The organism is Povalibacter sp. (assembly GCF_036735925.1).
Taxonomy (GTDB): Bacteria; Pseudomonadota; Gammaproteobacteria; order Steroidobacterales; family Steroidobacteraceae; genus Steroidobacter.
Genome location: NZ_DAINNK010000005.1, coordinates 73,175 through 94,257 on the forward strand (window position 1 = coordinate 73,175; position 21,083 = coordinate 94,257).

Annotated in this window: 19 protein-coding genes; 3 read left to right on the plus strand and 16 right to left on the minus strand. The window is 65.1% G+C overall.

The window, feature by feature from the left end; genetic code table 11:
* Positions 1 to 17: 17 nt before the first annotated feature.
* Both V7D81_RS03220 and V7D81_RS03225 read right to left on the minus strand, forming a co-directional pair.
* On the minus strand, positions 18 to 902 hold the full coding sequence (locus V7D81_RS03220) for a thiol:disulfide interchange protein DsbA/DsbL (RefSeq protein WP_324314437.1): 885 nt from the start codon (positions 900 to 902) through the stop codon (positions 18 to 20).
* A 25-nt stretch (positions 903 to 927) separates the two neighbouring features.
* Entirely contained in the window at positions 928 to 1,530 is a 603-nt protein-coding gene (locus V7D81_RS03225; protein ID WP_324314438.1) for a c-type cytochrome, read from the minus strand.
* A 148-nt stretch (positions 1,531 to 1,678) separates the two neighbouring features.
* Here V7D81_RS03225 and yihA point away from each other — a divergent pair, with 148 nt between their 5' ends.
* A complete protein-coding gene (yihA, locus tag V7D81_RS03230; RefSeq protein WP_324314439.1) occupies positions 1,679 to 2,266 on the plus strand; it encodes a ribosome biogenesis GTP-binding protein YihA/YsxC in 588 nt (195 codons plus the stop codon).
* Between the two features lie 337 nt (positions 2,267 to 2,603).
* Here the strand turns inward: yihA and V7D81_RS03235 are convergent, their stop codons facing one another.
* The 14 genes from V7D81_RS03235 to V7D81_RS03300 all read right to left on the minus strand — a co-directional run bounded on the left by V7D81_RS03235 (position 2,604) and on the right by V7D81_RS03300 (position 16,882).
* Positions 2,604 to 3,128: an outer membrane beta-barrel protein gene (locus V7D81_RS03235; RefSeq protein WP_324314441.1), complete on the minus strand. Its 525-nt coding sequence runs from the start codon at positions 3,126 to 3,128 to the stop codon at positions 2,604 to 2,606.
* 115 nt (positions 3,129 to 3,243) lie between these two features.
* Positions 3,244 to 5,979 (minus strand): DNA polymerase I, encoded by a 2,736-nt coding sequence (polA, locus tag V7D81_RS03240; protein ID WP_324314442.1) that lies wholly within the window; start codon positions 5,977 to 5,979, stop codon positions 3,244 to 3,246.
* Positions 5,980 to 5,982: 3 nt separating this feature from the next.
* Positions 5,983 to 6,243 (minus strand): LPS translocon maturation chaperone LptM, encoded by a 261-nt coding sequence (lptM, locus tag V7D81_RS03245; protein ID WP_324314444.1) that lies wholly within the window; start codon positions 6,241 to 6,243, stop codon positions 5,983 to 5,985.
* 50 nt (positions 6,244 to 6,293) lie between these two features.
* On the minus strand, positions 6,294 to 6,716 hold the full coding sequence (locus V7D81_RS03250; protein ID WP_324314446.1) for a hotdog fold thioesterase: 423 nt from the start codon (positions 6,714 to 6,716) through the stop codon (positions 6,294 to 6,296).
* Positions 6,717 to 6,785: 69 nt separating this feature from the next.
* On the minus strand, positions 6,786 to 7,973 hold the full coding sequence (gene argH, locus V7D81_RS03255; RefSeq protein ID WP_324314448.1) for an argininosuccinate lyase: 1,188 nt from the start codon (positions 7,971 to 7,973) through the stop codon (positions 6,786 to 6,788).
* Between the two features lie 108 nt (positions 7,974 to 8,081).
* Entirely contained in the window at positions 8,082 to 9,005 is a 924-nt protein-coding gene (argB, locus tag V7D81_RS03260; protein ID WP_324314449.1) for an acetylglutamate kinase, read from the minus strand.
* Between the two features lie 103 nt (positions 9,006 to 9,108).
* Complete coding sequence (locus V7D81_RS03265) at positions 9,109 to 10,107, minus strand: N-acetylornithine carbamoyltransferase (protein WP_324314450.1); 999 nt, start codon at positions 10,105 to 10,107, stop codon at positions 9,109 to 9,111.
* Positions 10,108 to 10,129: 22 nt separating this feature from the next.
* Positions 10,130 to 11,314 (minus strand): aspartate aminotransferase family protein, encoded by a 1,185-nt coding sequence (locus V7D81_RS03270; RefSeq protein WP_324314451.1) that lies wholly within the window; start codon positions 11,312 to 11,314, stop codon positions 10,130 to 10,132.
* Between the two features lie 9 nt (positions 11,315 to 11,323).
* A complete protein-coding gene (gene argC / locus V7D81_RS03275) occupies positions 11,324 to 12,388 on the minus strand; it encodes an N-acetyl-gamma-glutamyl-phosphate reductase (protein WP_324314452.1) in 1,065 nt (354 codons plus the stop codon).
* A 125-nt stretch (positions 12,389 to 12,513) separates the two neighbouring features.
* Positions 12,514 to 13,593, minus strand: a complete 1,080-nt coding sequence (locus V7D81_RS03280) for a hypothetical protein (RefSeq protein WP_324314453.1) — start codon at positions 13,591 to 13,593, stop codon at positions 12,514 to 12,516.
* A 35-nt stretch (positions 13,594 to 13,628) separates the two neighbouring features.
* A complete protein-coding gene (gene argG, locus V7D81_RS03285) occupies positions 13,629 to 14,852 on the minus strand; it encodes an argininosuccinate synthase (RefSeq protein WP_324314455.1) in 1,224 nt (407 codons plus the stop codon).
* Between the two features lie 151 nt (positions 14,853 to 15,003).
* Positions 15,004 to 15,456, minus strand: a complete 453-nt coding sequence (locus V7D81_RS03290) for an arginine repressor (protein ID WP_324314457.1) — start codon at positions 15,454 to 15,456, stop codon at positions 15,004 to 15,006.
* Between the two features lie 158 nt (positions 15,457 to 15,614).
* Positions 15,615 to 16,475, minus strand: a complete 861-nt coding sequence (rarD, locus tag V7D81_RS03295) for an EamA family transporter RarD (RefSeq protein ID WP_324314459.1) — start codon at positions 16,473 to 16,475, stop codon at positions 15,615 to 15,617.
* Between the two features lie 158 nt (positions 16,476 to 16,633).
* Positions 16,634 to 16,882 carry a YheU family protein gene (locus V7D81_RS03300; RefSeq protein ID WP_324314460.1) on the minus strand — a complete coding sequence of 83 codons (249 nt, stop codon included), beginning with the start codon at positions 16,880 to 16,882 and terminating at the stop codon, positions 16,634 to 16,636.
* A gap of 81 nt (positions 16,883 to 16,963) precedes the next feature.
* Here V7D81_RS03300 and V7D81_RS03305 point away from each other — a divergent pair, with 81 nt between their 5' ends.
* Entirely contained in the window at positions 16,964 to 17,578 is a 615-nt protein-coding gene (locus tag V7D81_RS03305; RefSeq protein ID WP_324314462.1) for an NUDIX hydrolase, read from the plus strand.
* Positions 17,579 to 17,850: 272 nt separating this feature from the next.
* A complete protein-coding gene (locus V7D81_RS03310) occupies positions 17,851 to 21,072 on the plus strand; it encodes a TonB-dependent receptor domain-containing protein (RefSeq protein WP_324314490.1) in 3,222 nt (1,073 codons plus the stop codon).
* Positions 21,073 to 21,083 lie beyond the last annotated feature (11 nt).

A 21,083-nucleotide genomic window follows, 5' to 3' on the forward strand; every position in this document is an offset into this window, starting at 1 on the left:
TCCGTGGGAATCGCCCGTCAGCCGCCGTGTTCGGAGGCGGCGAGTTCGCCGATCAGCGAGAACAGTTGCGGCTCGCCGCCGGCCATGCCCACGTCGGTCTTGTACTTGCCGTTGACGATGACGGTCGGCACGGATTCGATGCGATAGCGGCGATTGAGGAAGTCCGCACGCTGCAACTTGCTTTCCACGGAGAACGACGAGAACGCCTTCTGGAATTCGTCGCTGCCGACACCGTGTTCGCGAAAGAAGGCAGTGATCTTGTCGACCGTGTTGAGCTGGTTTCCGCCGACGTTGATCTCGCGGAAGATCGGCGTGTGCAGCGCTTCGAGTTTGCCCAGCAGTTCGGCGGTGTAGTAAAGCCGTGCGTGCATGCGGGTGGTGTCGTTCCACATGGCCGGGACGCGCACGAATTCGACGTACCCCGGCTTGCCCTTGCCGCGCCAGGATTCGATCGCCGGATCCAGCGCGAAGCAATGGCCGCAGCCGTACCAGAACACTTCGACGACCTCGACCTTGCCCGGCGGCACGCTGGTCGGCTGTGCGGGCACGAGCCTGCTGTAGTTCGACCCTTCCCTGAATTGCGACGATGTCGGCGGCGTTGCTGCCGGACCGCCCAGTCGCAGCGAAGGCTGCGTGGTCGAGGGCGTGTTGGCGGCGATGGTTTCCTGACCGCCATCATCCGTCTCGCTGATCGTTTCGGTCGGTGTCTCGGTGGCAGTGGTTTCGGTCGCGGGTTCGGCGGCAGACGGTTCCGAGGGCGCAGCACTCTCTGCGGGTGCCTGGGCCGCAGCAGGAGCGGACGCTGCAGGCTGCCCGCTCGGCGCCGGTTCCTGTTTGCTGCTGCAGGCGGCGAGCAGCACGAGCATCAACAGGGCAGCAGATGAGGCGCCAGGTCGTTTCACGGTAAACCCTCTCAGAGCGGATGAATCAGCGCAGGCCCTGCACGTAGGCAGCGACCGCGGCGATCTGGTCATCGGTCATCGACTGGGTGACGCCGCGCATCATCTGATTCTGATCCGTCTGCCGGGTTCCGCTGCGATACGCCTTCAGCTGCGCTTCGACGTACGTGGCGTGCTGGCCGCGGATCGAGGGGTACTGCGCAGTCGGGTTGCCGTGACCCGACGGGCCATGGCACGCGCCGCAGGCGGCAATGCCTTTCTCCGCATCGCCGCCGCGATACAGACGCTGGCCGAGCGACACCTTGCTGGCGTCGGCCTCACCACCGTTCGCGGTCTGCGAAGAGTAGTACGCCGCGAGATCGTCGATGTCCGCTTCCGACAGGCCGGCGGCCATCGGGCTCATCAGCACGTTCTGGCGCGCGCCGGACTTGAATGCCTTGAGCTGCTTGACGATGTACTCGCTGTGCTGACCGGCGATCGACGGCCATTCGGGATTGACGCTGTTGCCGTCGACGCCGTGGCAGGCCACGCAGGTCGCGGACTTTGCCTGGCCCGCTTCGGCGGAACCTTCGCCAAACGCAGAGGTGCTCAGGCACAGCGCAGACAGCAGAACGATCGGCTGAAACTTCATCAGTCAGACTCCAGGACCATTTATTTGGAGGGCGCGGCGGCCAGGCACGCGCGCCGAGGCTTAAAAGGCGCGGAATTGTACACTACCGTCCGCTGCGGCCAACGCGGCGCCGCCATTGTCCGCGAAGCCGTCCGCCGCGAAATAAGCCATGCCGCAATTCCCTGAATCACGATTCCTGCTGAGTGCCTGGCAGCCGCGTCAGTTTCCCCCGGAGGAAACCGGTCGCGAGCTGGCCTTTGTCGGGCGATCGAACGCGGGCAAGTCGAGCGCCCTGAACGCCATCACTGGTCGCAAGGATCTGGCACGGACCAGCAAGACACCCGGTCGCACCCAGCTCATCAATTTTTTCGGACTGGGCAACGGTCATCGTCTCGCAGACCTGCCCGGCTATGGCTACGCGAAGGTGCCCGCGGAAATGCAGCGCCACTGGCGCGAACTGCTGAGCCGGTACGTGGAAAAACGCCAGTCGCTCGCCGGCCTGGTGGTCGTCATGGACTCGCGTCGCGGCATGACGGATTTCGATCGCCAGATGCTGGCGTGGAGCAGCGAGCGCGCCCTGCCGACCCATTTGCTCCTCACGAAGTCGGACAAGCTCAGCCGCAGCGAGGCGGCGCGAACGCTGAAAGCCGTCGAGGCCGAGGCGGCGGGGGTGGCCAGCGCGCAGTTGTTTTCGGCCGTGACGAAGCTCGGCCTCGATCAGGCGCGCGGCTGGGTGCTGGGGGCGCTGGAAAACTGACCGCGGAAAAAAAGAACCCCGATGGCAGAGCCATCGGGGTAGTTGTTACCCGGCATGGGGATGGACCGGGCCAACTGTTCGCTCAGGGAGGTCAGCGAACAGGAGCGTCCTGGCCGACGCTCGATTGTTCAGACGCCTCGGGCACGTGAAAGTTCCACGCGCAATTCGGCTCGAAGAAATTAAGAAACCGTCAGCATTTCAGATGCTTAGTCGTGCGGGCAGGGCCACAGAAAAGCCTCGGTTTTCGCCGCGGCGAAAGGGCGTTTGTTGCCGTTGCGCAACGATTTGGCGCAATGAATGGGCCGGACGGGCGCATGGTCCGCCCGGTCCGAAGCGATCAAAGGAAGGTGTAAGTCAGCCCCAGGGTCAGCAGGTTGAGATCGTCGACGTCATCGAGATCGAACTTCTCGTACTCGAGGCGGGCGCTCAGGCTGAGGAACCGGAACTGGACGCCGACGCCGTAGGCGAAGTCGGTGCCGTCGCTGTCGGCGCGCAGGGCGCCAATGCGCGCTGAAGCGTCCGAGTCGGCCAGCCCCGCCTTGGCGTACAGATCGACCGGTCCGACCGGCAGGAAACCGACGGCAAATGCAGCGATCGCGTCGGCATCGACCTTCGCGCCTCTGTCCTCGACGCTGCCGAAATCGATGTAATTCAGTTCGACGGCAAAGAAATCGAGCGGCCGGAATCCGGCGATGGCCTTGAAGCCGGTGTCATCGCCGTCGACGCCGATGGCATCGACATCCACGTTGGCCTGACCGACGCCGGCGCCCAGATAGAAGCCATTGTCGGCCGCCCGGGCGCCCATCCCCGTCAGGAGTGCCGGGCCAAACAGAGCCGCCGCCAATAGAACCGACTTGCGCATGTGATCTCTCCGTGTGGTGATGTAGTCAAAAGACGCTCGCGCCTTCAATGCGCGGCGGGATGAAAGGGTTGCATGGGGTGCGCGGGCCGGACCAACTGCCCGCGATTGGCGACAGTCAGTGGGCTTCGTCCCAGTTGCGGCCGGTGCCGGCGTCCACCTTGAGCGGGACGCGCAACTCGGCGGCAGCGCTCATCAGGGCCCGGACCTGCGTCATGAGTTCGTCCGTCTGCGCCTCGCGCACTTCGAACACCAGTTCGTCGTGAACCTGCATGATCAGTCGCGCGTCGATGCGCGATTCGATCAGCCAGCGGTCCACCGCGATCATCGCGCGCTTGATGATGTCCGCCGCCGTGCCCTGCATCGGCGCGTTGATGGCGGCGCGCTCGGCGCCCTGACGCAGGGCGGCATTGCGCGAGGTGATATCGTTGAGATACAGCCGGCGCCCGAACACCGTTTCCACGTAGCCGCGAGTGCGGGCGAGTTGTCGCGTCTCCTCCATGTAGCGCCGCACGCCGGGATAGCGTTCGAAGTACAGATCGACATATTTCTGCGCCTCGCCGCGCGCGATGCCGAGCTGTTTCGCGAGGCCGAAGGCCGACATGCCGTAGATCAGGCCGAAGTTGATCGCCTTGGCCGAGCGCCGTTCGTTCGCGGTGACTTCGGCGAGCGGCTTGCCGAACACTTCCGCCGCCGTCGCCTGATGAATGTCGCGATCGTCGGCGAACGCCGCCAGCAGACCTGCGTCCGTCGACAGGTGCGCCATGATGCGCAGCTCGATCTGCGAATAGTCGGCGGCGACGATGCAGTAGCCGGGCGGCGCAATGAACGCCTGGCGGATGCGCCGGCCTTCCTGCGAACGGATCGGAATGTTCTGCAGATTCGGTTCCTGCGACGACAACCGTCCCGTGGCCGCAACGGCCTGCTGATACGAGGTGTGCACGCGACCCGTCGTGCGATTGATCTGCAGCGGCAGCTTGTCGGTGTAGGTCGACTTCAGTTTCGCGAACGCGCGGTAATCCATGATGAGCTTCGGCAGCTCGTAGCTCGCCGCCAGTTCTTCGAGCACGGCTTCCGCTGTCGAGGGCTGTCCCGTCGGCGTCTTGGCCAGCACCGGCAGACCGAGCTTGCCGAACAGCACTTCCTGCAACTGCTTCGGCGATTCGAGCGAGAAGGGTCCGCCGCCGGCGGCATGCGCCTGCGCTTCGATTTCATGCATGCGCTGCGCGAGTTCCTGGCTCTGCTGCCGCAGCTGCGCGCCGTCGATCATCACGCCCGCATGCTCCGCGCGTACGAGCACGTCGACCAGCGGCTGCTCGATGGTCTCGTAGAGTCGCTGCAGTTCCGGAACACCGGCGATCTTTTCCCACAGATGACGGTGCAACTGCAGCGCGATGTCGGCTGCCTCGCCGGCGTAGTCCCGCGCCTGTTCCAGCGCGACCTGGCTGAAGCTGATCTGCTTCGCGCCCTTGCCGGTGAGCGATTCGTATTCGATCAGGTCGATGCCGAGATACTTGCGCGCGACCGCATCGAGATCGTGACGCGTCGCCGTGCTGTTCCAGACGTACGATTCGAGCATCGAATCGAAACGCATGCCGCGCAACTCGATGCCGTGGCGTTTCAGGACGTGCGCTTCGTACTTGAGATTGTGGCCGAGCTTGGCGAGCGACGGATTTTCCAGCAGCGGCCGCAATGCCTGCAGCACTTCGGTCGGCGATAACTGCGCTGGCACGCCAGCGTAGTCGTGACCGACGGGCACATACGCGGCCCGACCCGGTTCGACGGCGAAGGCGACACCGACGATCTCCGCCGTCATGTAATCGATCGCGGTCGTTTCGGTGCGTATGGAAACGACTTCCGCTGCCTGCAGCCTGCCGATCCAGTCGCGCAATGCTTCGGACGAAGTGATCAGTTCGTAATCGTGCGGCGGTCGCGGCAGCACCGGAATATCTGCGACAGGCGTCGCCGCCGTTGCATCGCCTTCGGCGGCGGCCGGCTCGACACCCGCCAGGCTGCGCAGCAGCGAGCGCAATTCCAGGCGCGTGAACAGTTCGCGCAACTTCTCACGATCGGGTTCGCCGGCGACGAGCGATTCCGGCGTCATCTCCAGCGACAGATCGCAATTCAGCGTCGCGAGCTTGCGCGACAGTTCGAGTGTCCCGAGGCTCGCACGCAGACTTTCGCCGACCTTGCCCGCCACCGAATTGGCACCCTTCACGAGCGCATCGAGCGTGCCGTATTCGTTCAGCCACTTCGCCGCCGTCTTCGGGCCGACTTTCGGGACGCCGGGAATGTTGTCGATGGTGTCGCCGACCAGCGCGAGGTAGTCGGCGATCTGTTCCGGGAACACATCGAACTTCGCTTTCACGCCCGCGCGGTCGAGGCGCGAACCGGTCATCGTGTTCACGAGCCCGATGCGTTCGTTGACGAGCTGCGCCATGTCCTTGTCGCCCGTCGAGATGAGCACGTCGATGTCCTGCGCCGACGCCTGTTTCGCCAGCGTGCCGATGACGTCATCGGCCTCGACGCCCTCGATGCGCAGCAGCGGCAGGCCCATCGCCCGCACACAATCGAGCAGCGGCTGCAATTGCACGCGCAGGTCGTCGGGCATCGGCTGACGGGTCGCCTTGTATTCCTCGAACAGATCGTCGCGAAAGGTGCGGCCCGGCGCATCGACGACGACGGCGATGAGCTGCGGCGACTCCTCTTTCAACAGCTTCTGCAGCATGTTGATGACGCCGAACACCGCGCCGGTCGGTTCGCCGCGCGAATTGCTCAGCGGCGGCAGGGCGTGAAAGGCGCGATACAGGTACGACGAGCCGTCGACCAGGACGAGCTTGCGACGATCGTTCATGCGTCAGGTGCCCGGCGGATCGGCAGGACGGGCGGGATCCACCGCGGGCGGCGTCGAAGGCTCGGTCGGCGTCGGGACTTTCTGGGATTGCGGCGCCGGCGGCACCGTCGGGCCGGACTTCTTCTTGCCGTTCGTACTGGATTCTTCGCCGACCGTCTGCGCCTGTTCGTCAGGGCGATACAGCGGGCCTTTCTGGCCGCAGCCCTGCAGCAACACGGTGGTCAGCAGCGACAGAAGGGCGAATCGACAAAGAGCGGTGCGCATCGCCGCAGTATAGCCACCAACGGCACCGCACCTGTAGATCGGAAGGTGGGCTATGCGATGTCGAGAATCGCCATCGTGATGCGCGAAATGCAGACCAGCCGATCCTGCTCATCGACGATGCGGATTTCCCAGACGTGACTGCGACGGCCGAGATGCACCGGCCGCGCCGTGCCGATGACGAAGCCTGCCTGGATGGCGCGTATGTGATTCGCGTTGATCTCCTGGCCGACGCAACGGTAGCGGGCGTGATCGATCGCAAGCGCCGCGCCCGTGCTGCCGAGTGTCTCGGCGAGTACTACGGAGGCGCCGCCGTGCAGGATGCCGAACGGCTGACGCGTGCGCTCGTCCACCGGCATGCGCGCACGAATGAAGTCGTCGCCGATTTCGGTGAACTCGATGCCGATGTGCTTCGCCATGCCGATGCTGAGGCCGCGGACCTGATCGAGCGTGACGGGTTGGAACCAGATGGACATGGTGGGGATCCTGGGTGATGGAGTGATCGGGCAAGACTGGTTCGGCTCTTCCCTTGCGTGATCACGCGATCACCTCTTCTTCAGCCTGTCTCCAACTCTCCGATACGCCTCGCGAAACGGAATGCCTTCCTTCACCACCATTTCGTTCGCCTCGGCCGCGGCGTGAATGGATGGATCGAGCCGGATGCGATCCTGGCGGAAGCGCACGCCGGCCAGCGCGGCGGGAAGAATCGCCAGCGTATCGAGACACAGATCGATACCGCGGAACAGCGGCACCTTGATGAGTTGCAGGTCGCGCTGGTAGCCCGACGGCAGTTTCGCGACGATGCCCATGACTTCGAACAGGCAGGCCTGCGCCGTGGCCGTGCGGCCGCGAATCAGCTCGAAGACATCCGGGTTGCGCTTCTGCGGCATGATCGACGAGCCGGTGGTGAACGCATCCGGCAGTTCGACGAACGAGAATTCCTGCGTGTAGAACAGCATCAGGTCGGACGACAGCCGACCGACGTCCTGCATCACCAGCGCGATCTCGAACAGCAGCTGCGCTTCGGCCTTGCCGCGCGAGAGCTGCACCGCGGTGACGGGATCGTGCACGGATTCAAATTCCAGGCGCTTGCGCGTGTCCTCGCGATCGATGGGCAGATTCGGCGAGCCGTAACCCGCGGCGGAACCCAGCGGGCTTTTCTGGACGCGGCGTTTCACGGCGGCCAGCGCTTGCGCATCGTCGCGCAATTCCGTGGCGAAGCCGCCAGCCCACAGTGCGACGGAACTCGGCATCGCCTGCTGCATGTGCGTGTAGCCGGGCAGCGCTACGTCGCCTTCGCGCGTCGACAGTTCATCGAGCGCATCTGCGGCTGAAGTCACGCCGCCGTGCAATTCGTCGATCGCATCGCGCAGGTAGAGGCGCAAAGCCGTCAGTACCTGGTCATTGCGCGAGCGACCGAGATGCACGCGCTTGCCGGCTTCGCCGATGCGCGCCGTCAGCAGGTTTTCGAGCGCCGTCTGTCCGTCCTCGTGTTCGAGCACGACGCGCCACTCGCCGCGGGCATGCTCCGCGGCGATGGCGTTCAGGCCGTCGCGGATGGCTTTCAGGTCATCGCCCGACAGCAGTCCCTGCGCGTTCAGCATCTCGGCGTGCGCGATGGACGCGCGCACGTCGTAAGCGACGAGCCGATTGTCCAGCGCATGATCGTCGCCGGCGGTGTAACGCAGGACGCGTTCGTCCAGCGGCGCACCCTTGTCCCACAGACGGCTCATGACGCGACTCCGTCGCGAGGGCTACGGGCTACAGGCCACGGGCCACGGCAAGAAGAGATCGCTGTTTTTTTCCGGCTGTCGCCCGTCGCCCGTCGCCCGTCGCCCATCTCATCCTCCTGCCTGCTGCTCGGCTTTCGACAGCGCGCTGATGTTCTCGACCACCAGCGTGCCGGTGCCTTCGTTGGTGAAGACTTCGGCCAGGATACTGTCGGGCGACTTGTACGAAATCACGTGGACGCGGCGCACGCCGCCGCGGATCGCATCTTCGATCGCCTTCGCCTTCGGCAGCATGCCGTCCTTCAGGCTGCCCTGGTCCTTCAGGCGTTTGAGACCGGCGAGGTCGGTGTAGGAAATGATCGAGCGCGAATCTTCCAGCGATTCGAGAATGCCGGGCGCACCCGTGCAGAGCATCAGCTTCTCCGCCTTCAGCGCGGCGCCGATGGCTGCGGCCACGGTGTCGGCGTTGATGTTGAGCAGCTGGCCGGAGTCGTCCGCCGACACCGGGCTCACGACCGGCATCAGGCCGTCGTCGAGCAACTGCTGCAGCACTTTCGCATCGATCAGGTCGATGTCGCCGACGAAGCCGTAGTCGACCACATTGCCTTCGACCGTCACCGGCGGACGCTTGTGCGCGCGCACCAGCCCGGCATCGACGCCGCTGACGCCGACCGCGGCAATGTCGAGTTCGCGACAGATGCCGAGGATCTGCGTGTTCACCAGCCCGTTGAGCACCATGCTCGTGACTTCGATCGATTTCTCGTCGGTCACGCGCCGGCCGGCAATCATCTGCGGCTTGATGCCCAGCGTTTCCTGGATCTGCGTGAGCTGCGGCCCGCCGCCGTGCACGAGCACGACGCGGATGCCCACCTGGTGCAGGATCGCGACCTGTTCGATCAGCGTCCGCGTCGAGGCCGTGTCGGCGAACACGCCGCCGCTCGCCTTGATGACGAACACCTTGCCCTTGTACATGCGGATGTACGGCGCTGCGCTGCGCAGTGCGCGGACGGCGACGGAAGGATCGGTACGGAGCACGGGAGGGAACCTCGTAGTTGGGAAATACCGGACGGGGCTGCAGAGAACAGGCTACAGGCGACAGGCTCCAGTCAGATTCGGGCTGTCGCCTGTGGCCTGCTCCTCATCCTCGCAGCAGGCGATACAACACCGCCATCTGCACCACCATTCGATTGAACGCTTCGCGGATCACGACGCTGCGCGGGCCGTCGAGCACTTCGTCGGCGACGGCGACGTTGCGCCGCACCGGCAGGCAATGCATGAAGTGGCAGTTCGGGTCCGCGGTCTTGAACCAGCTTTCCTTGATGCACCAGTCGCCCAGGTATTCGCGCAGGCGCGTCTCGGCTTCGGCATCGCCGTAGTGCTGCGGCGAGCCCCATTCCTTGGCGTAGATGACGTGCGCGCCCTGCAGGGCTTCATTGCGATCGCTGGTTTCGTGCACGGCGCCGCCGGAAGCCTTCGCCGCTGCGCGCGCCTTGTCCATGATCTGCTCGGGCAGCGCGAAGCCATCGGGGCGCAGCACCACCACTTCCATGCCGCGCTGCGCCGCCATGTGCACGGTGGCGGCGGGCACCGCGAGAGGCAACGCGCGCGGATGATTAACCCAGCTCAGCACGAACTTGCCGCGCTCGGGGACGCGCAGTTCATCCATCGTGTGCCAGTCGGCGAGCGCCTGGCAGGGATGGTTGACGGCGGATTCCATGTTGACCAGCGGCTTGTCGCACAGGTCGGCCATCATCCTGAAGCCGGACTCGGCGAGGTCGGCGCCGAGATTGCGGCCTTCCGCGAACATGCGGATGCCGATGGCATCGCAATAGGAGGCGAGCACGGGCACGGCCTCGCGCACGTGTTCGGCGGCCGCGCCGTTCATGATCGCGCCGGAGCGTGTCTCCATCTGCCAGGTTCCCTGTCCCGGCGTGATGACGACCGACGTGCCGCCGAGTCGCATCATCGCGCTCTGGAACGAGGCGAGCGTGCGCAGCGACGGATTCAGGAACAACAGCCCCAGCACCTTGCCCGCAAGCGCCTGCGGCTGCGGATGCTGCTGCAGCCGTGAGGCGAGACCGAGCAGGTCCTTGACGTGCTCGCGGGGAAAATCGGCCAGGTCGAGAAAGCGGTTCATTGGAGTTCTTTTTTCTGGTGGATTACTTGCCGATGCGCTTGAGGGCGTCGGCCAACTGATCGACGTGTTCGCTGCCCAGCACGAACGGCGCCAGGATACGCACGATGTTCGGATCGCCGCTGGTGCCAGTGAGAATATCGAGCTTCAGCAGTTCGGCCTGAACATCCTTCGCGGGCCGCGTGGTGCGCAGGCCGAGCAGGAACCCGGCGCCCTGCGTGCCGACGACGGGACCGACGACACACTTCTCGCGGATCTCCGCCGAACGCAGGCGTACGTTCTCCAGCAGGTTCTCCGATTCGATGATGTCGATGACGGCTTCGACGACGGCGCATGCCATCGGTCCCGCACCGAAGGTCGTGCCGAGCGAATCGATCTTCATGTACTCGGCGACGTGATCGGCGACGAGCACCGCCGACACGGGGAAGCCTGCGCCGAGCGCCTTCGCCGTCGTGATGATGTCCGGCGTGATGCCGACCATATTGGCGGCGAACGGATAGCCCGTGCGACCGACGCCGCACTGCACTTCGTCGAAGATCAGGATCGAGCCGTTCTCGCTGCAGCGCGTGCGCAGCGCCTGCAGGAATTCCTTCGGCAGGTCGACCGCGCCGGCCACGCCCTGCACGGGCTCGACGATGACGGCGGCGGTCTTGTCATTCACCAGCGTCGCGAGCTTGTGCGCTTCGGTCGGCTTGATGAACTTCACGTCGAACGGCTTGCCGGGAAAGCCATACCACTTCTTCTCCGCGCCCCAGGTCACGGCGCCGGCCGCGGCCGTGCGACCGTGGAACGAGCCTTCGACGGCGATCACTTCCGTGCCGCCCGTCATCTTGAAGGCGAGCTTCAATGCGTTCTCGTTCGCTTCCGCGCCCGAGTTCACGAAGAAGATCGTGTCGAGGCCGAGCCCGCAGAACTTCGCGAGCTTCGCCGCAGCGCGACGCCGCACGTCGAGCGGCACGGCATTGCTCTGGAAGCAGAGCTGGCGCGCCTGATTCGTCAGCGCCTCGACCCAGCGCGGATGGTTGTAGCCGAGCGCGGCCACGGCGTGACCGCCATACAGGTCCAGCACCTTGCGGCCGTCGGGCGTGTGCAGGTACACGCCCTGCGCGTCGACGACTTCGAGCGGGAACTGCGCGAAGACGGGGGCGAGGTGATCCTGCAGCGGCGCTGTGGGTTGTCTCGGATCTCTCAGTTGAACGACGTTGCTCATGGTAGGTACTCAGGTCCAGCCCGGGGCCGGCGTCGTAAGGCCAGTGGTTTCTTCGAAACCGAACACGCGATTCAGCCACTGCATCGCACCGCCGGCCGCGCCCTTGGTGAGATTGTCGATCGCACAGGTGGCGACGACGGTGCTGCCATTCGTCGCGCCGCTCAGGAAGGCGTAGTTGCTCGTCGCGACATCCTTGATGTGCGGCATCTCGGCATTCACGCGAATGAATGGCTTGCCGGCATAGAACTGCTTCAGGCTCTCGACGACATCCGCCGTCTTGAGCGCACGCTTCGCGGTGGCCTGCACGGTGACGTGGATGCCGCGCGCAAACGGCCCCGAGTGCGGCACGAAGCTGAACTCGGCAGCGACATCGCTCGCCGCCTGCGCAAGCGCCGTGATTTCCGGCGTGTGCCGGTGCGACAGCGGGTTGTAGGCGTACAGATCGCTCTGGCGCTGCGGATGATGCGTGCCGGCGACCGGCGTGCGGCCAGAACCGGTGCTGCCGGTGATGCCGCTGACGAACAGGCGCGGCTCGGCCAGGCCCAGCTTGAGCAGCGGCACGCTCGCGAGCAGCACGGCGGTGGAGAAGCAGCCGGGATGCGCGACATGCGGCGTCGACACCCTGTCCAGATGCTCCGGCACCGCACAGGTGAATTGCGCCAGTCGCGACGGCGCGCCGTGCGCATGCTTGTACACCGCTTCATAGGCGCCGGCCGTCGTGTAGCGATAGTCGGCGGAAATATCGATGACGCGCGGCTTCGTGCCTTTCGCTTCGGCGACTTTCAGCAGCTCATCGATCAGCGCCGCGGCCACGCCGTGCGGCGCTGCGGAGACGATCGCGGACTGCGGCAGCGAGCCGACCAGTTCCTTGATCTGATCGAGGCTGGAGAACTTGAGATCGCCGTACACCGGCGCGAGATGCGGAAACGACTTCGCCACCGACTCGCCCGGCTGGCTGTCGGAAAGAATCGCCTTCACTTCGACGAACGGATGCGCCGCGATCAGGCGCAGCAGTTCGCCGGCCACGTAACCGGTGCCGCCGAGGACAATGGCTGGAATTTTCGACTGACTCATTTCGTATGCTCGCTCTGCTCACGGAAGCGCCCCCACCCCAACCCTCCCCCGCTTCGCGGAGGAGGGGGTTTCCGATCCCCTCCTCCGCGAAGCGGGGGAGGGTTGGGGTGGGGGCGCTCCGATACTTACTCCGCTGCAGCCACCGCCGCCTTCGGCGCCAGCTGCAACGACTCGATCACGCGATCGCCCAGCGCCGCGCCATCGGTGATGGCGTTGAACGCCGGCACGCCGAACTTGTCGCGGATGATGTTCACGCCGACGGCATTGTCCGTCGCCGGACCGGTGACGACCGACGGCTCGATGCCGAACTGTTCGCGCAGCAGCTTCACGCCGCCCCAGGCCGCGACCGGATCGTTGGCCGACAGCACGACGCTCGTCAGGCATTTGCGGATGTCCTCGGACGACAGGATCGCTTCGACGCCATAGGCGCCGAGGATGCCGTCGCCGAGTTCGAACACGATCACGTCCGGCTCGCCTTCCGACATTTCCGTCAGCAGCGCGCGCGTGATGGCCGGACCGGTCTTCGCCGTCGTCGTCACGACGCCGAGGTCCGTGAAGATCATGCTGCGCCGAGCGCCGGCGTCTTCCATCGCCAGGATGTCACGACGCAACGACACACCCGTCGCCTTGAACGCGTGGACGTTCAGGCCGCGATGACGCATGCGCGAGACGATGGCGCAGGCCGCGGCCGTCTTGCCCGCCTCCATGCAGGTGCCCGCGAGAGCGACCACGGGAACGTTGCGCGTATTCACGGCAACGTTGTAATCGAGACGCCGATAGCCGACGCGCGCCGGCACGCCGATGCGCTCGCCCAGATACGGAAACTGCAGCACCACGCCGATGACCTTCGCATCGAACGGCCGGCCCTTCTCCGGATTCGCCGAATCGCACAGGCCCAGCACGCCGCCGATGTTCAGCACCTGGATGATGTCGCCTTCCTTCACCGATTCCGGCAGGTGGCCGGAATAGCCGAAGAGCGCCTGCCGGTGGCCGAGCGCGCCGACGATGACATCGCCCTTCGCGACCTTGGCCATGCGACCGCTGGTCAGCTCGAGCGTGTTGTACGTCGACTTGTTGGTGAGGATCTCGCACACCAGCACCACGCCTTCCTCGCACGGAATGTCCGTGGTGGCGACGCGCAGTTCATGACCCAGGTTCAGCGCCTGAGTGATGGAAGCGATCTTGTCGACGACGACTGTCTTCATTGCAGGATGGCACCTGTCAGGTTGGGAGAAACGAACTACTTGCCCTTGCCGGCGCGGGTCCAGAACATGCCCGGCAGACCGACCATCTTCGAGAAGCCCAGCGCATCGGCCGCGGTCCATTCGCCGGCCGCTTCGCCATAGACGCCCTTCGAGGCGGCCATGATGGAGTAGGGCGAAGTCACGCCTTCGACGAAGGCATTGCCCGGGCGATACAGCACTTTCACTTCGCCCGTGACGCGCGCCTGCGAATTCACGAACAGCGCCTCGATGTCGCGGCACACCGGATCGAGATGCTGGCCCTCGTGCACCAGATCGCCATACGGACCTGCCACTATTTCCTTGATGCGCTGCTGGCGGCCGGTCATCACCAGCTTTTCCAATTCGCGATGCGCGCTGATCAGCACGTCGGCGGCCGGCGCTTCGAACGCCACGCGGCCCTTGGTGCCGATGATGGTGTCGCCTAGGTGAATGCCGCGGCCGATGCCGAACTTCGCGCCAATGGTTTCGAGCTTCTCGATCACGGCAACGGCGCCGAGCTTCGCGCCGTCGAGACTGACGGGCACGCCCTGTTCGAAGCCGATGCTGTGCGACTCCGGCGCGCTCGGCTTCGCAAATGCATCTTTCGACAGCACCCAGGCGTGATCGGGAATGCTGCCGTCGGAGGTCAGCGTTTCCTTGCCGCCGATCGTCACGCCCCACAGGCCGCGATTCACGGAATACGCAGCGCCGTACGGCGGCACCGTGAGCTTGCGGTCTTCGAGATACTTGAGCTGTTCCGGCCGCTTGAATGCCTTGTCGCGCACCGGCGCGAGGATGGTCAGTTCCGGCGCCAGCGTGCGCAGCGCGACTTCGAAGCGCACCTGGTCATTGCCTGCGGCCGTGCAGCCGTGCGCCACGACTTTCGTACCGATCTTGCGCGCGTACTCCGCGATGGTTTGCGCCTGCATGACGCGCTCGGCGCCGACGCACAGCGGATACATCTGGCCGCGCTTGATGTTGCCGATGATCAGGTACTTGAGCACCTGGTCGAAGTAACCCTGCTTGGCTTCGACGAGCACGTGATCCTGCGCGCCGAGCGCACGCGCGCGCTGATCCAGCACCTTCGCTGAGTCGGCATCGATGCCGCCGGTGTCGACGGTCACCGTGATGATCGGCCGGCCGTAGTTCTCCTTCAGCCACGGCACGAGGAAGGACGTATCGAGGCCGCCCGAGAAGGCGAGCAGGATGGGTTCGGAGCCGGGTGCGAGTGTGTCGGTCATGTCGATGATGCTTCGGTGGTCGTTGGCCCCCTCCCCAACCCTCCCCCGCAAGCGGAGGAGGGGGCAGAAGGTGCGTGTCGTAGATGTCGGTTGTTCGGTGAATGGTTCTTCCCCTCCCCCGCTCCGCGGGGGAGGGCAGGGAGGGGGCTGTTCAGATCCTGAAGTTTTCGCGCAGGCGCTCGCGCAGCTTGCGCTGGGCGCGGGCATCTTCGGTTGCGATGAAAATGGTGTCGTCGCCGGAAATCGTCCCGACGACTTCCGGCCAGTCGGACCTGTCGATCGCCACCGCGACGCTCTGCGCCGTGCCGGTGGTCGTCTTGACGACGGTGAGCGAGTCGCCCGCCGTGCGGACACCCATGACGAAGCCGGCGACCGCGGCGAAATGATTCGACGGCAGCGGTTCTTCCGTGGCCAGAATGTAGTGATCGCCCGCCTTGGCGACGCCGAGTTCACGCAGGTCCCGGCTGACGCTCGACTGCGTCGCCTCGATGCCCTGCCTGTGCAGCGCCTTCACCAGTTCCTCCTGATTGCGCACGGTCGAATCCCGGATGATCCGGACGATCGCGGCGCGGCGGGAAACGGATTGGCGGATGTCGGCGGCCATGGCGGTCAGCGGTGCGGAATAGCTCTTTGCATAAAAACGCGCGTACTCTGCATAAATATGCAGAGCATGTCAACGGCTCTGTGCTTCCTGTAGGTCAGGCTTCAGCCTGACATTCCCGGAAAGGCCGGCTGAAGCCGGCCCCACAGGCGGAGGAGCAGCTACCGGTTCCCCCGGCTCCGCCGCACCCCGTCGATCGCGTAGATCGCCAGCGCCGACCAGATCAGCGCGAAACCGATCACGCGCGGTCCCGAGAACGGTTCGTGGAAGATGAAGACACCCAGCAGCAACTGCAGCGTCGGGCCGATGTACTGCAGCAATCCGACCGTCGAGTACGGAATGCGCCGCGCGCCGAAGGCAAACAGCACCAGCGGAACCGCCGTGATCGGACCGCTCAACACCAGCAGCAGGTTGGTGAACCAGTTCGTATGGGCGAGCACGCCGCTGCCGGCGGCTTCGCACCAGAGGAGATAACCCAGGCCCAGCGGCAGCAGCAGCAGGGTTTCGCTGCCCAGTCCCGCCAGCGAGTCGACCTGGACGACCTTGCGCACGAAGCCGTACAGGCTGAACGTGATCGCAAGCGCCAGTGCGATCCACGGCGGATGGCCGGCGCTCCAGGTCAGGTACATCACGCCGGCCGCGGCGATGGCGACAGCGGTCCATTGCGCGCGGTTCAGGCGTTCCGACAGCAACACCACGCCCAGCAGCACGTTCACCAGCGGATTGATGAAGTAGCCGAGACTGGTTTCGATGACGCGGTCGTTGGCGACGCCCCAGACGTAGATCACCCAGTTGCTGCCGACCAGCGTCGCGCTCGCCAGCAGACGCACCAGCACGCGCGGATTGCCCAGCGCCGCGCGTACATGACCGAGTTCGCCACGCAACGCGAGCCAGCCGAGCGCGAACAGGCAGCCCCACGTCAGTCGATGCGCAGTGACCTGCAGCACCGGCACGGCGTGCAGCAGCTTGAGATAAAGCGGCAGCAGGCCCCAGATGAAGAATGCGCCCGCGGCGGCAGCCAAACCGCGAGTGTCGGTCTGAGGGGTCGTAGCAGGAGTGCTCATGGATCACGCATCGGCGGGGCGCGGAGATGATAGAAGAGAATGGCCGCAAAAAGGCGCAGAGGACTCAAAGGAAATCTTTTCTCTTCCCTATTTGTGTCCCTTGCGCCTTTTTGCGGCTATTGCTTTTCCTTGCCCCGATCCGCCACGACGACATCGACCGTCGAGGTGGCCGGATAGAAGAGAATCCGCGCCTCGCTGCGTTCGAGCTGGCGCATCACATGCGCGACTTTTTCCTCGAGCGAATATTCGTGTGCGCCGTAGTCTGTGCCTTCGCGCAGCACGAACGATTCGATCACGCCCCGCAGGGCGTCGGCGGACAGTTCGGTATAAGGGACGGGAACGGGATCGGGCGTCGGACTATTCATGAATCGCAGCGTAACGCGCAGGATGCCGATCGTCATGCCAGCGTATTTACGCCGCAGGCCGCCTGTGCTTTGCTCGGCCTCATGCCTACCTCGCTCGATCACGCCCGCCGCCTGCTGGCGCTGGCGCAGTCCGGACTGCATTTCACGCACGAGGAATACGATCGCGAGCGTTATCGCGAGATCGTCGAGATCGCGACGGGCCTGCTTGCGATCGAGTCCGGCCTGCCCGCGGAACAGCTGCGCCAGACCTGGTTCGTCGAGGACGGTTACGCGACGCCGAAGATGGACGTGCGCGGCGCGATCTTTCGCGACCAGCGCGTGCTGCTGGTGCGTGAAACCATCGACGGGATGTGGACGCTGCCCGGCGGCTGGGCCGACATCAACGACACGCCGTCACGCGCCATCGAAAAGGAAATCGAACAGGAGACCGGCTTCACGGCGCGCGCCGTCAAACTCGCCGCCGTGTACGACCGCAACCTGCACGATCACCCGCCGTACCTGTTCCACTCCTGGAAGGCGTTCTTCATCTGCGAAATCACCGGTGGTGAGCCGCGCCTGAGTCACGAAACTGACGGCGTGGAGTTCTATCCGCTCGATGCGCTGCCCGAACTATCGACGGGACGCTCGACGGCGAAGCAGATCCATCGCATGTACGAGCATCACGTGCATCGGGAGTGGGCGACGGAGTTCGACTGACGGTTGCGCCCTTTCCCCGCCTGTTCCCCGCGCCGGCTTTGAAGCTATACTGAGAATCATTCTCAATTGATGGGTTCGCCAGGACCGTCGGAGTTGCAGGCTTCCGACCGCTGTATCCGCAGTTGAAGCCGGTACGCCACCGCTGATCGGGCGGCGCCGCTTCCATCCAAGCCCCTGACAAGAACAACAGCGTCCAACGCCGCCGCTTGGCCGCCGCTTGGCCGCCGCTGGCTGGATTTCATTACTTCTGTCGCAGGTTCACCGTGAAAAAGATGGTTGTTGCCGGGTGCGCGGTCGCTCCCTGGTTGTTGCTGAACGGCTCATTCGCCAACGCACAGAGTGCGGAGGCGTCCGCGGGCGCCATTGCGCGCGGCGGGCTCGTCGATGAGGTGGTCGTCGAAGGGATTCGCGACAGGCAGGCCGCAGAACTGCTCGAGCTGCCATCGCAGGTCGACAGCGTCGGTCGCGAGCTGATCGAGAGCATCGGCGCACAGTCGGCCCAGGAAATCCTGCACCGCATGCCGGCGGCAATGCAGTCGACGACCCGCGCCGACAGCGTCGTTTTCGGACTGGACTTTGCCAACGGCTCCGGGGTGCCGTTTCCGACGTCGCTCGCGAATCTGCGCGATCTCGGTCCCGATCGCACGCTCGTGCTGGTGAACGGCCGGCGGCACGTCGCTGGTTCGGCGGATTCCTCCGCGGTCGACACCAATGCCATTCCGGTGTCGCTCATCGAACGGGTCGATCTCATCACCGGTTCGGCAGCGGCGCTGTATGGCGGCGATGCCGCCGCAGGCGCACTCAACTTCGTATTGAAGGAAAACTTCGAAGGCATCGAAGCAGCGGCGCAGGCACGCCAGTACGAAGGCGGACTGGGCCGCGAGTACTCCGGATCGCTGCTGAGCGGCATCAATTTCGGCGCCGACGACCGCGCCAACGTGACGTTGGCACTCGATTTCACCAAGCGTTCCGAAATCAACGCCCGAAACTCCGGCGTCGGCGTCAACAGCACCTACCAGCCGGTCGGCAATCCGAACCTGTATGCGCAGACCGCGGATCTGACCCCAGAACTGATCGCCGCCGGCGTGCGCGCGGGCGACTTCATCGCGACGCTCGATCCGCAGGTGCAGCAGCTCTTCTCTGCCGAGCGTCTCGCGGCCGCCAACGATCCGCGCACCATCGCCTACCTGCGCGGCTACAAGTGGGCCGAATACAACCGGACCGGCAGTTTCGGATTCGATATCGACGGTGATGGACTTGCCGACGCCATCGGAGGGGATCTCAACCACGACGGTGTCGATGACTGCGAAACGGCATGGCCATTCACCGGCGGGCGGCGCGAGAACTGCTGGACGCTGGATGAGCATTCCGGGCAGCTGCGCGCCTATCGCAACGGCACGTTCTTCGGCGGCTTCTCCACGCCGGATGGCGATGGCGATCTGTATCCGCCCGATGACGTGACCATCCTCGATCCGAAGTTCGAACGCGTGGTGGTGGCGCTGAATGGCGGCGTGCGCCTGAGCGATTCCGCGCGCGCATTTCTCGAGACCAAGTTCGTGACGGCCGAGGCGGCGAATCGCGCCGACAATGCCTTCAACGTGATTCCGCGCTATCAGCCGCTGGGGCTGGACAATCCCTTCATTCCGCAATCGCTGCTCGATCTGTACGAAGATTTCGTGGCGGCCAATCCGGACGTCGAGGTCAGCGCGGCGCGCGTGCTGTCGTCGCGCGATCTGTTCACCTACTCGGGTCGCGACAAGCAGACCTCGCGCACCGTCCAGCTGGTGGGCGGCGTGGAAGGCACGCTCGGCGAGCGCATGCACTATGAAATCTCCGGCCAGTTCGGCAGCACGCGGCAGAAGAACACGCGCAGCGTCGTCTACACCGATCGGCTGTTCGCGGCGCTCGATGTCGTTGCCGATCCGGTGACGGGCAAGCCGGTGTGCCGCTCGAACATCGATCCGACCGCGGTGCCGCCGGGCGGCATCGACTTCGTCACCTTCGCGGCGGGCGATGGCCAATGCCAGCCGCTGAATCCGTTCAGTCCCGGCGGCTCGTTTCCGCAGCAGTCGGCCGAGACGCTGCGCTTCCTCAACTTCCCTGCCGACCTGTCGACCGATCTGGAACAGGTGGTGTTTCGCGGCGCCTTGAGCGGCGAACTGGATGAGGCGCTGAGCCTGCCGGCGGGGCCGATCGTCTACACGGCGGGCGCCGAATACCGGCGCGAATCGAGCCGCTCGTCGGCGTCGCAGAACATCATCGATGGCCATGCCTATGGCATGTCGCTGACGCCGATTGCCGGCTCGATCGACGTCAAGGAAGTGTTTGCAGACTTCGCGATTCCCCTGCTGCGCGAGGTGCGCGGCGCGGAGGAGTTGCTGATCACGGCCACGGGTCGCTACTCCGACTACTCGCGTTCGGGCGGCGCCTTCACCTTTGGCAGCGGCCTGGTCTGGGCGCCGGTGCAGGGCCTGCGCGTGCGCGGCAGCGTGTCGCGCGCCATCCGTGCGCCGACCGTCGGCAATCTGTTCGTGCCGACGACATCGACACTGACGCCGGGCATGACGGGCTACGATCCGTGCGTCGTGACCCAGATCGACCAGGGTCCCGCGCCGAACAATCGCCGTCGCAACTGTGCCGCCGACGGCATTCCCGCAGACTTCGTCGAAGAGAGCAGCGCCGGTTCATTCGAATCGGTGAGCGGCACCAATCCCGATCTCACGCCCGAAGTCGCCCATACACTGACCGCGGGCCTGGTCATCACGCCGGCGAAGCTGCCCAATACCTCGCTGACCCTGGACTACTACCGCATCGAACTCGACGACGACATCGAGTTCGTCGACTACGGCACCGCGATTGCCGCGTGCTATGACGCGGCCTCGCTGGACAATGCCTTCTGTGCGCAGCACCAGCGTGATCGCGATCCGGCCTCGCTCGCCTACCTGCGCGTGACGCGCGGCGCCGATCTGCTGGTGAACTACGGCTCGATCGTCACGTCCGGCATCGACATCGCCTTCCAGCAACGCTTCCCGCTCGCGTCGGCGGGCACCCTCGACTTCGCGCTGAATGCCACCCGCGTGCTGCGCTATGACGAGTACCGCATCGCCGGGCAGCCGTCGGTCGGCAACAACCGGCTCGGCGAATATGGAACGCCCGAATGGACGGCCACCACGAGCCTGAGCTGGACGCGGGGACCGTTCGACGTGACCTGGAATTCGCTGTGGTACGGCTCGCAACTGTCGACGGACGAAGAAAGCGTGCCGTTCATCACCACGCAGTTCGGCGGTCCGCCGATTCATCTCGATGCGGTGTGGGTACACGACCTGTCGGCCGGCTATCGGATCGACACCGGCCTGGGCGTGCGGCTCGGCATCAGCAACTTCACCGATGAACAGCCGCCGCGCTTCCTCGTCGATACCCAGCCCGTCAATGCCTTCGGGCCGATGTACTTCGTCAGCCTGAACTGGCGGCCCGGCGCGGCGGGCGGCCGATAGCGCACGTCACT

Bases quoted from the DNA above. Each gene is read 5' to 3' on its own strand.
- V7D81_RS03235 (WP_324314441.1), bottom strand. From the start codon at position 3,128: ATGCGCAAGTCGGTTCTATTGGCGGCGGCTCTGTTTGGCCCGGCACTC.
- V7D81_RS03265 (WP_324314450.1), bottom strand. From the start codon at position 10,107: ATGAACCGCTTTCTCGACCTGGCCGATTTTCCCCGCGAGCACGTCAAG.
- V7D81_RS03280 (WP_324314453.1), bottom strand. From the start codon at position 13,593: ATGAAGACAGTCGTCGTCGACAAGATCGCTTCCATCACTCAGGCGCTG.
- V7D81_RS03270 (WP_324314451.1), bottom strand. From the start codon at position 11,314: ATGAGCAACGTCGTTCAACTGAGAGATCCGAGACAACCCACAGCGCCG.
- V7D81_RS03300 (WP_324314460.1), bottom strand. From the start codon at position 16,882: ATGAATAGTCCGACGCCCGATCCCGTTCCCGTCCCTTATACCGAACTG.
- argH (WP_324314448.1), bottom strand. From the start codon at position 7,973: ATGAGCCGTCTGTGGGACAAGGGTGCGCCGCTGGACGAACGCGTCCTG.
- argG (WP_324314455.1), bottom strand. From the start codon at position 14,852: ATGACCGACACACTCGCACCCGGCTCCGAACCCATCCTGCTCGCCTTC.
- polA (WP_324314442.1), bottom strand. From the start codon at position 5,979: ATGAACGATCGTCGCAAGCTCGTCCTGGTCGACGGCTCGTCGTACCTG.
- yihA (WP_324314439.1), top strand. From the start codon at position 1,679: ATGCCGCAATTCCCTGAATCACGATTCCTGCTGAGTGCCTGGCAGCCG.
- V7D81_RS03310 (WP_324314490.1), top strand. From the start codon at position 17,851: ATGGTTGTTGCCGGGTGCGCGGTCGCTCCCTGGTTGTTGCTGAACGGC.
- argC (WP_324314452.1), bottom strand. From the start codon at position 12,388: ATGAGTCAGTCGAAAATTCCAGCCATTGTCCTCGGCGGCACCGGTTAC.
- V7D81_RS03250 (WP_324314446.1), bottom strand. From the start codon at position 6,716: ATGTCCATCTGGTTCCAACCCGTCACGCTCGATCAGGTCCGCGGCCTC.
- V7D81_RS03290 (WP_324314457.1), bottom strand. From the start codon at position 15,456: ATGGCCGCCGACATCCGCCAATCCGTTTCCCGCCGCGCCGCGATCGTC.
- V7D81_RS03225 (WP_324314438.1), bottom strand. From the start codon at position 1,530: ATGAAGTTTCAGCCGATCGTTCTGCTGTCTGCGCTGTGCCTGAGCACC.
- lptM (WP_324314444.1), bottom strand. From the start codon at position 6,243: ATGCGCACCGCTCTTTGTCGATTCGCCCTTCTGTCGCTGCTGACCACC.
- V7D81_RS03305 (WP_324314462.1), top strand. From the start codon at position 16,964: ATGCCTACCTCGCTCGATCACGCCCGCCGCCTGCTGGCGCTGGCGCAG.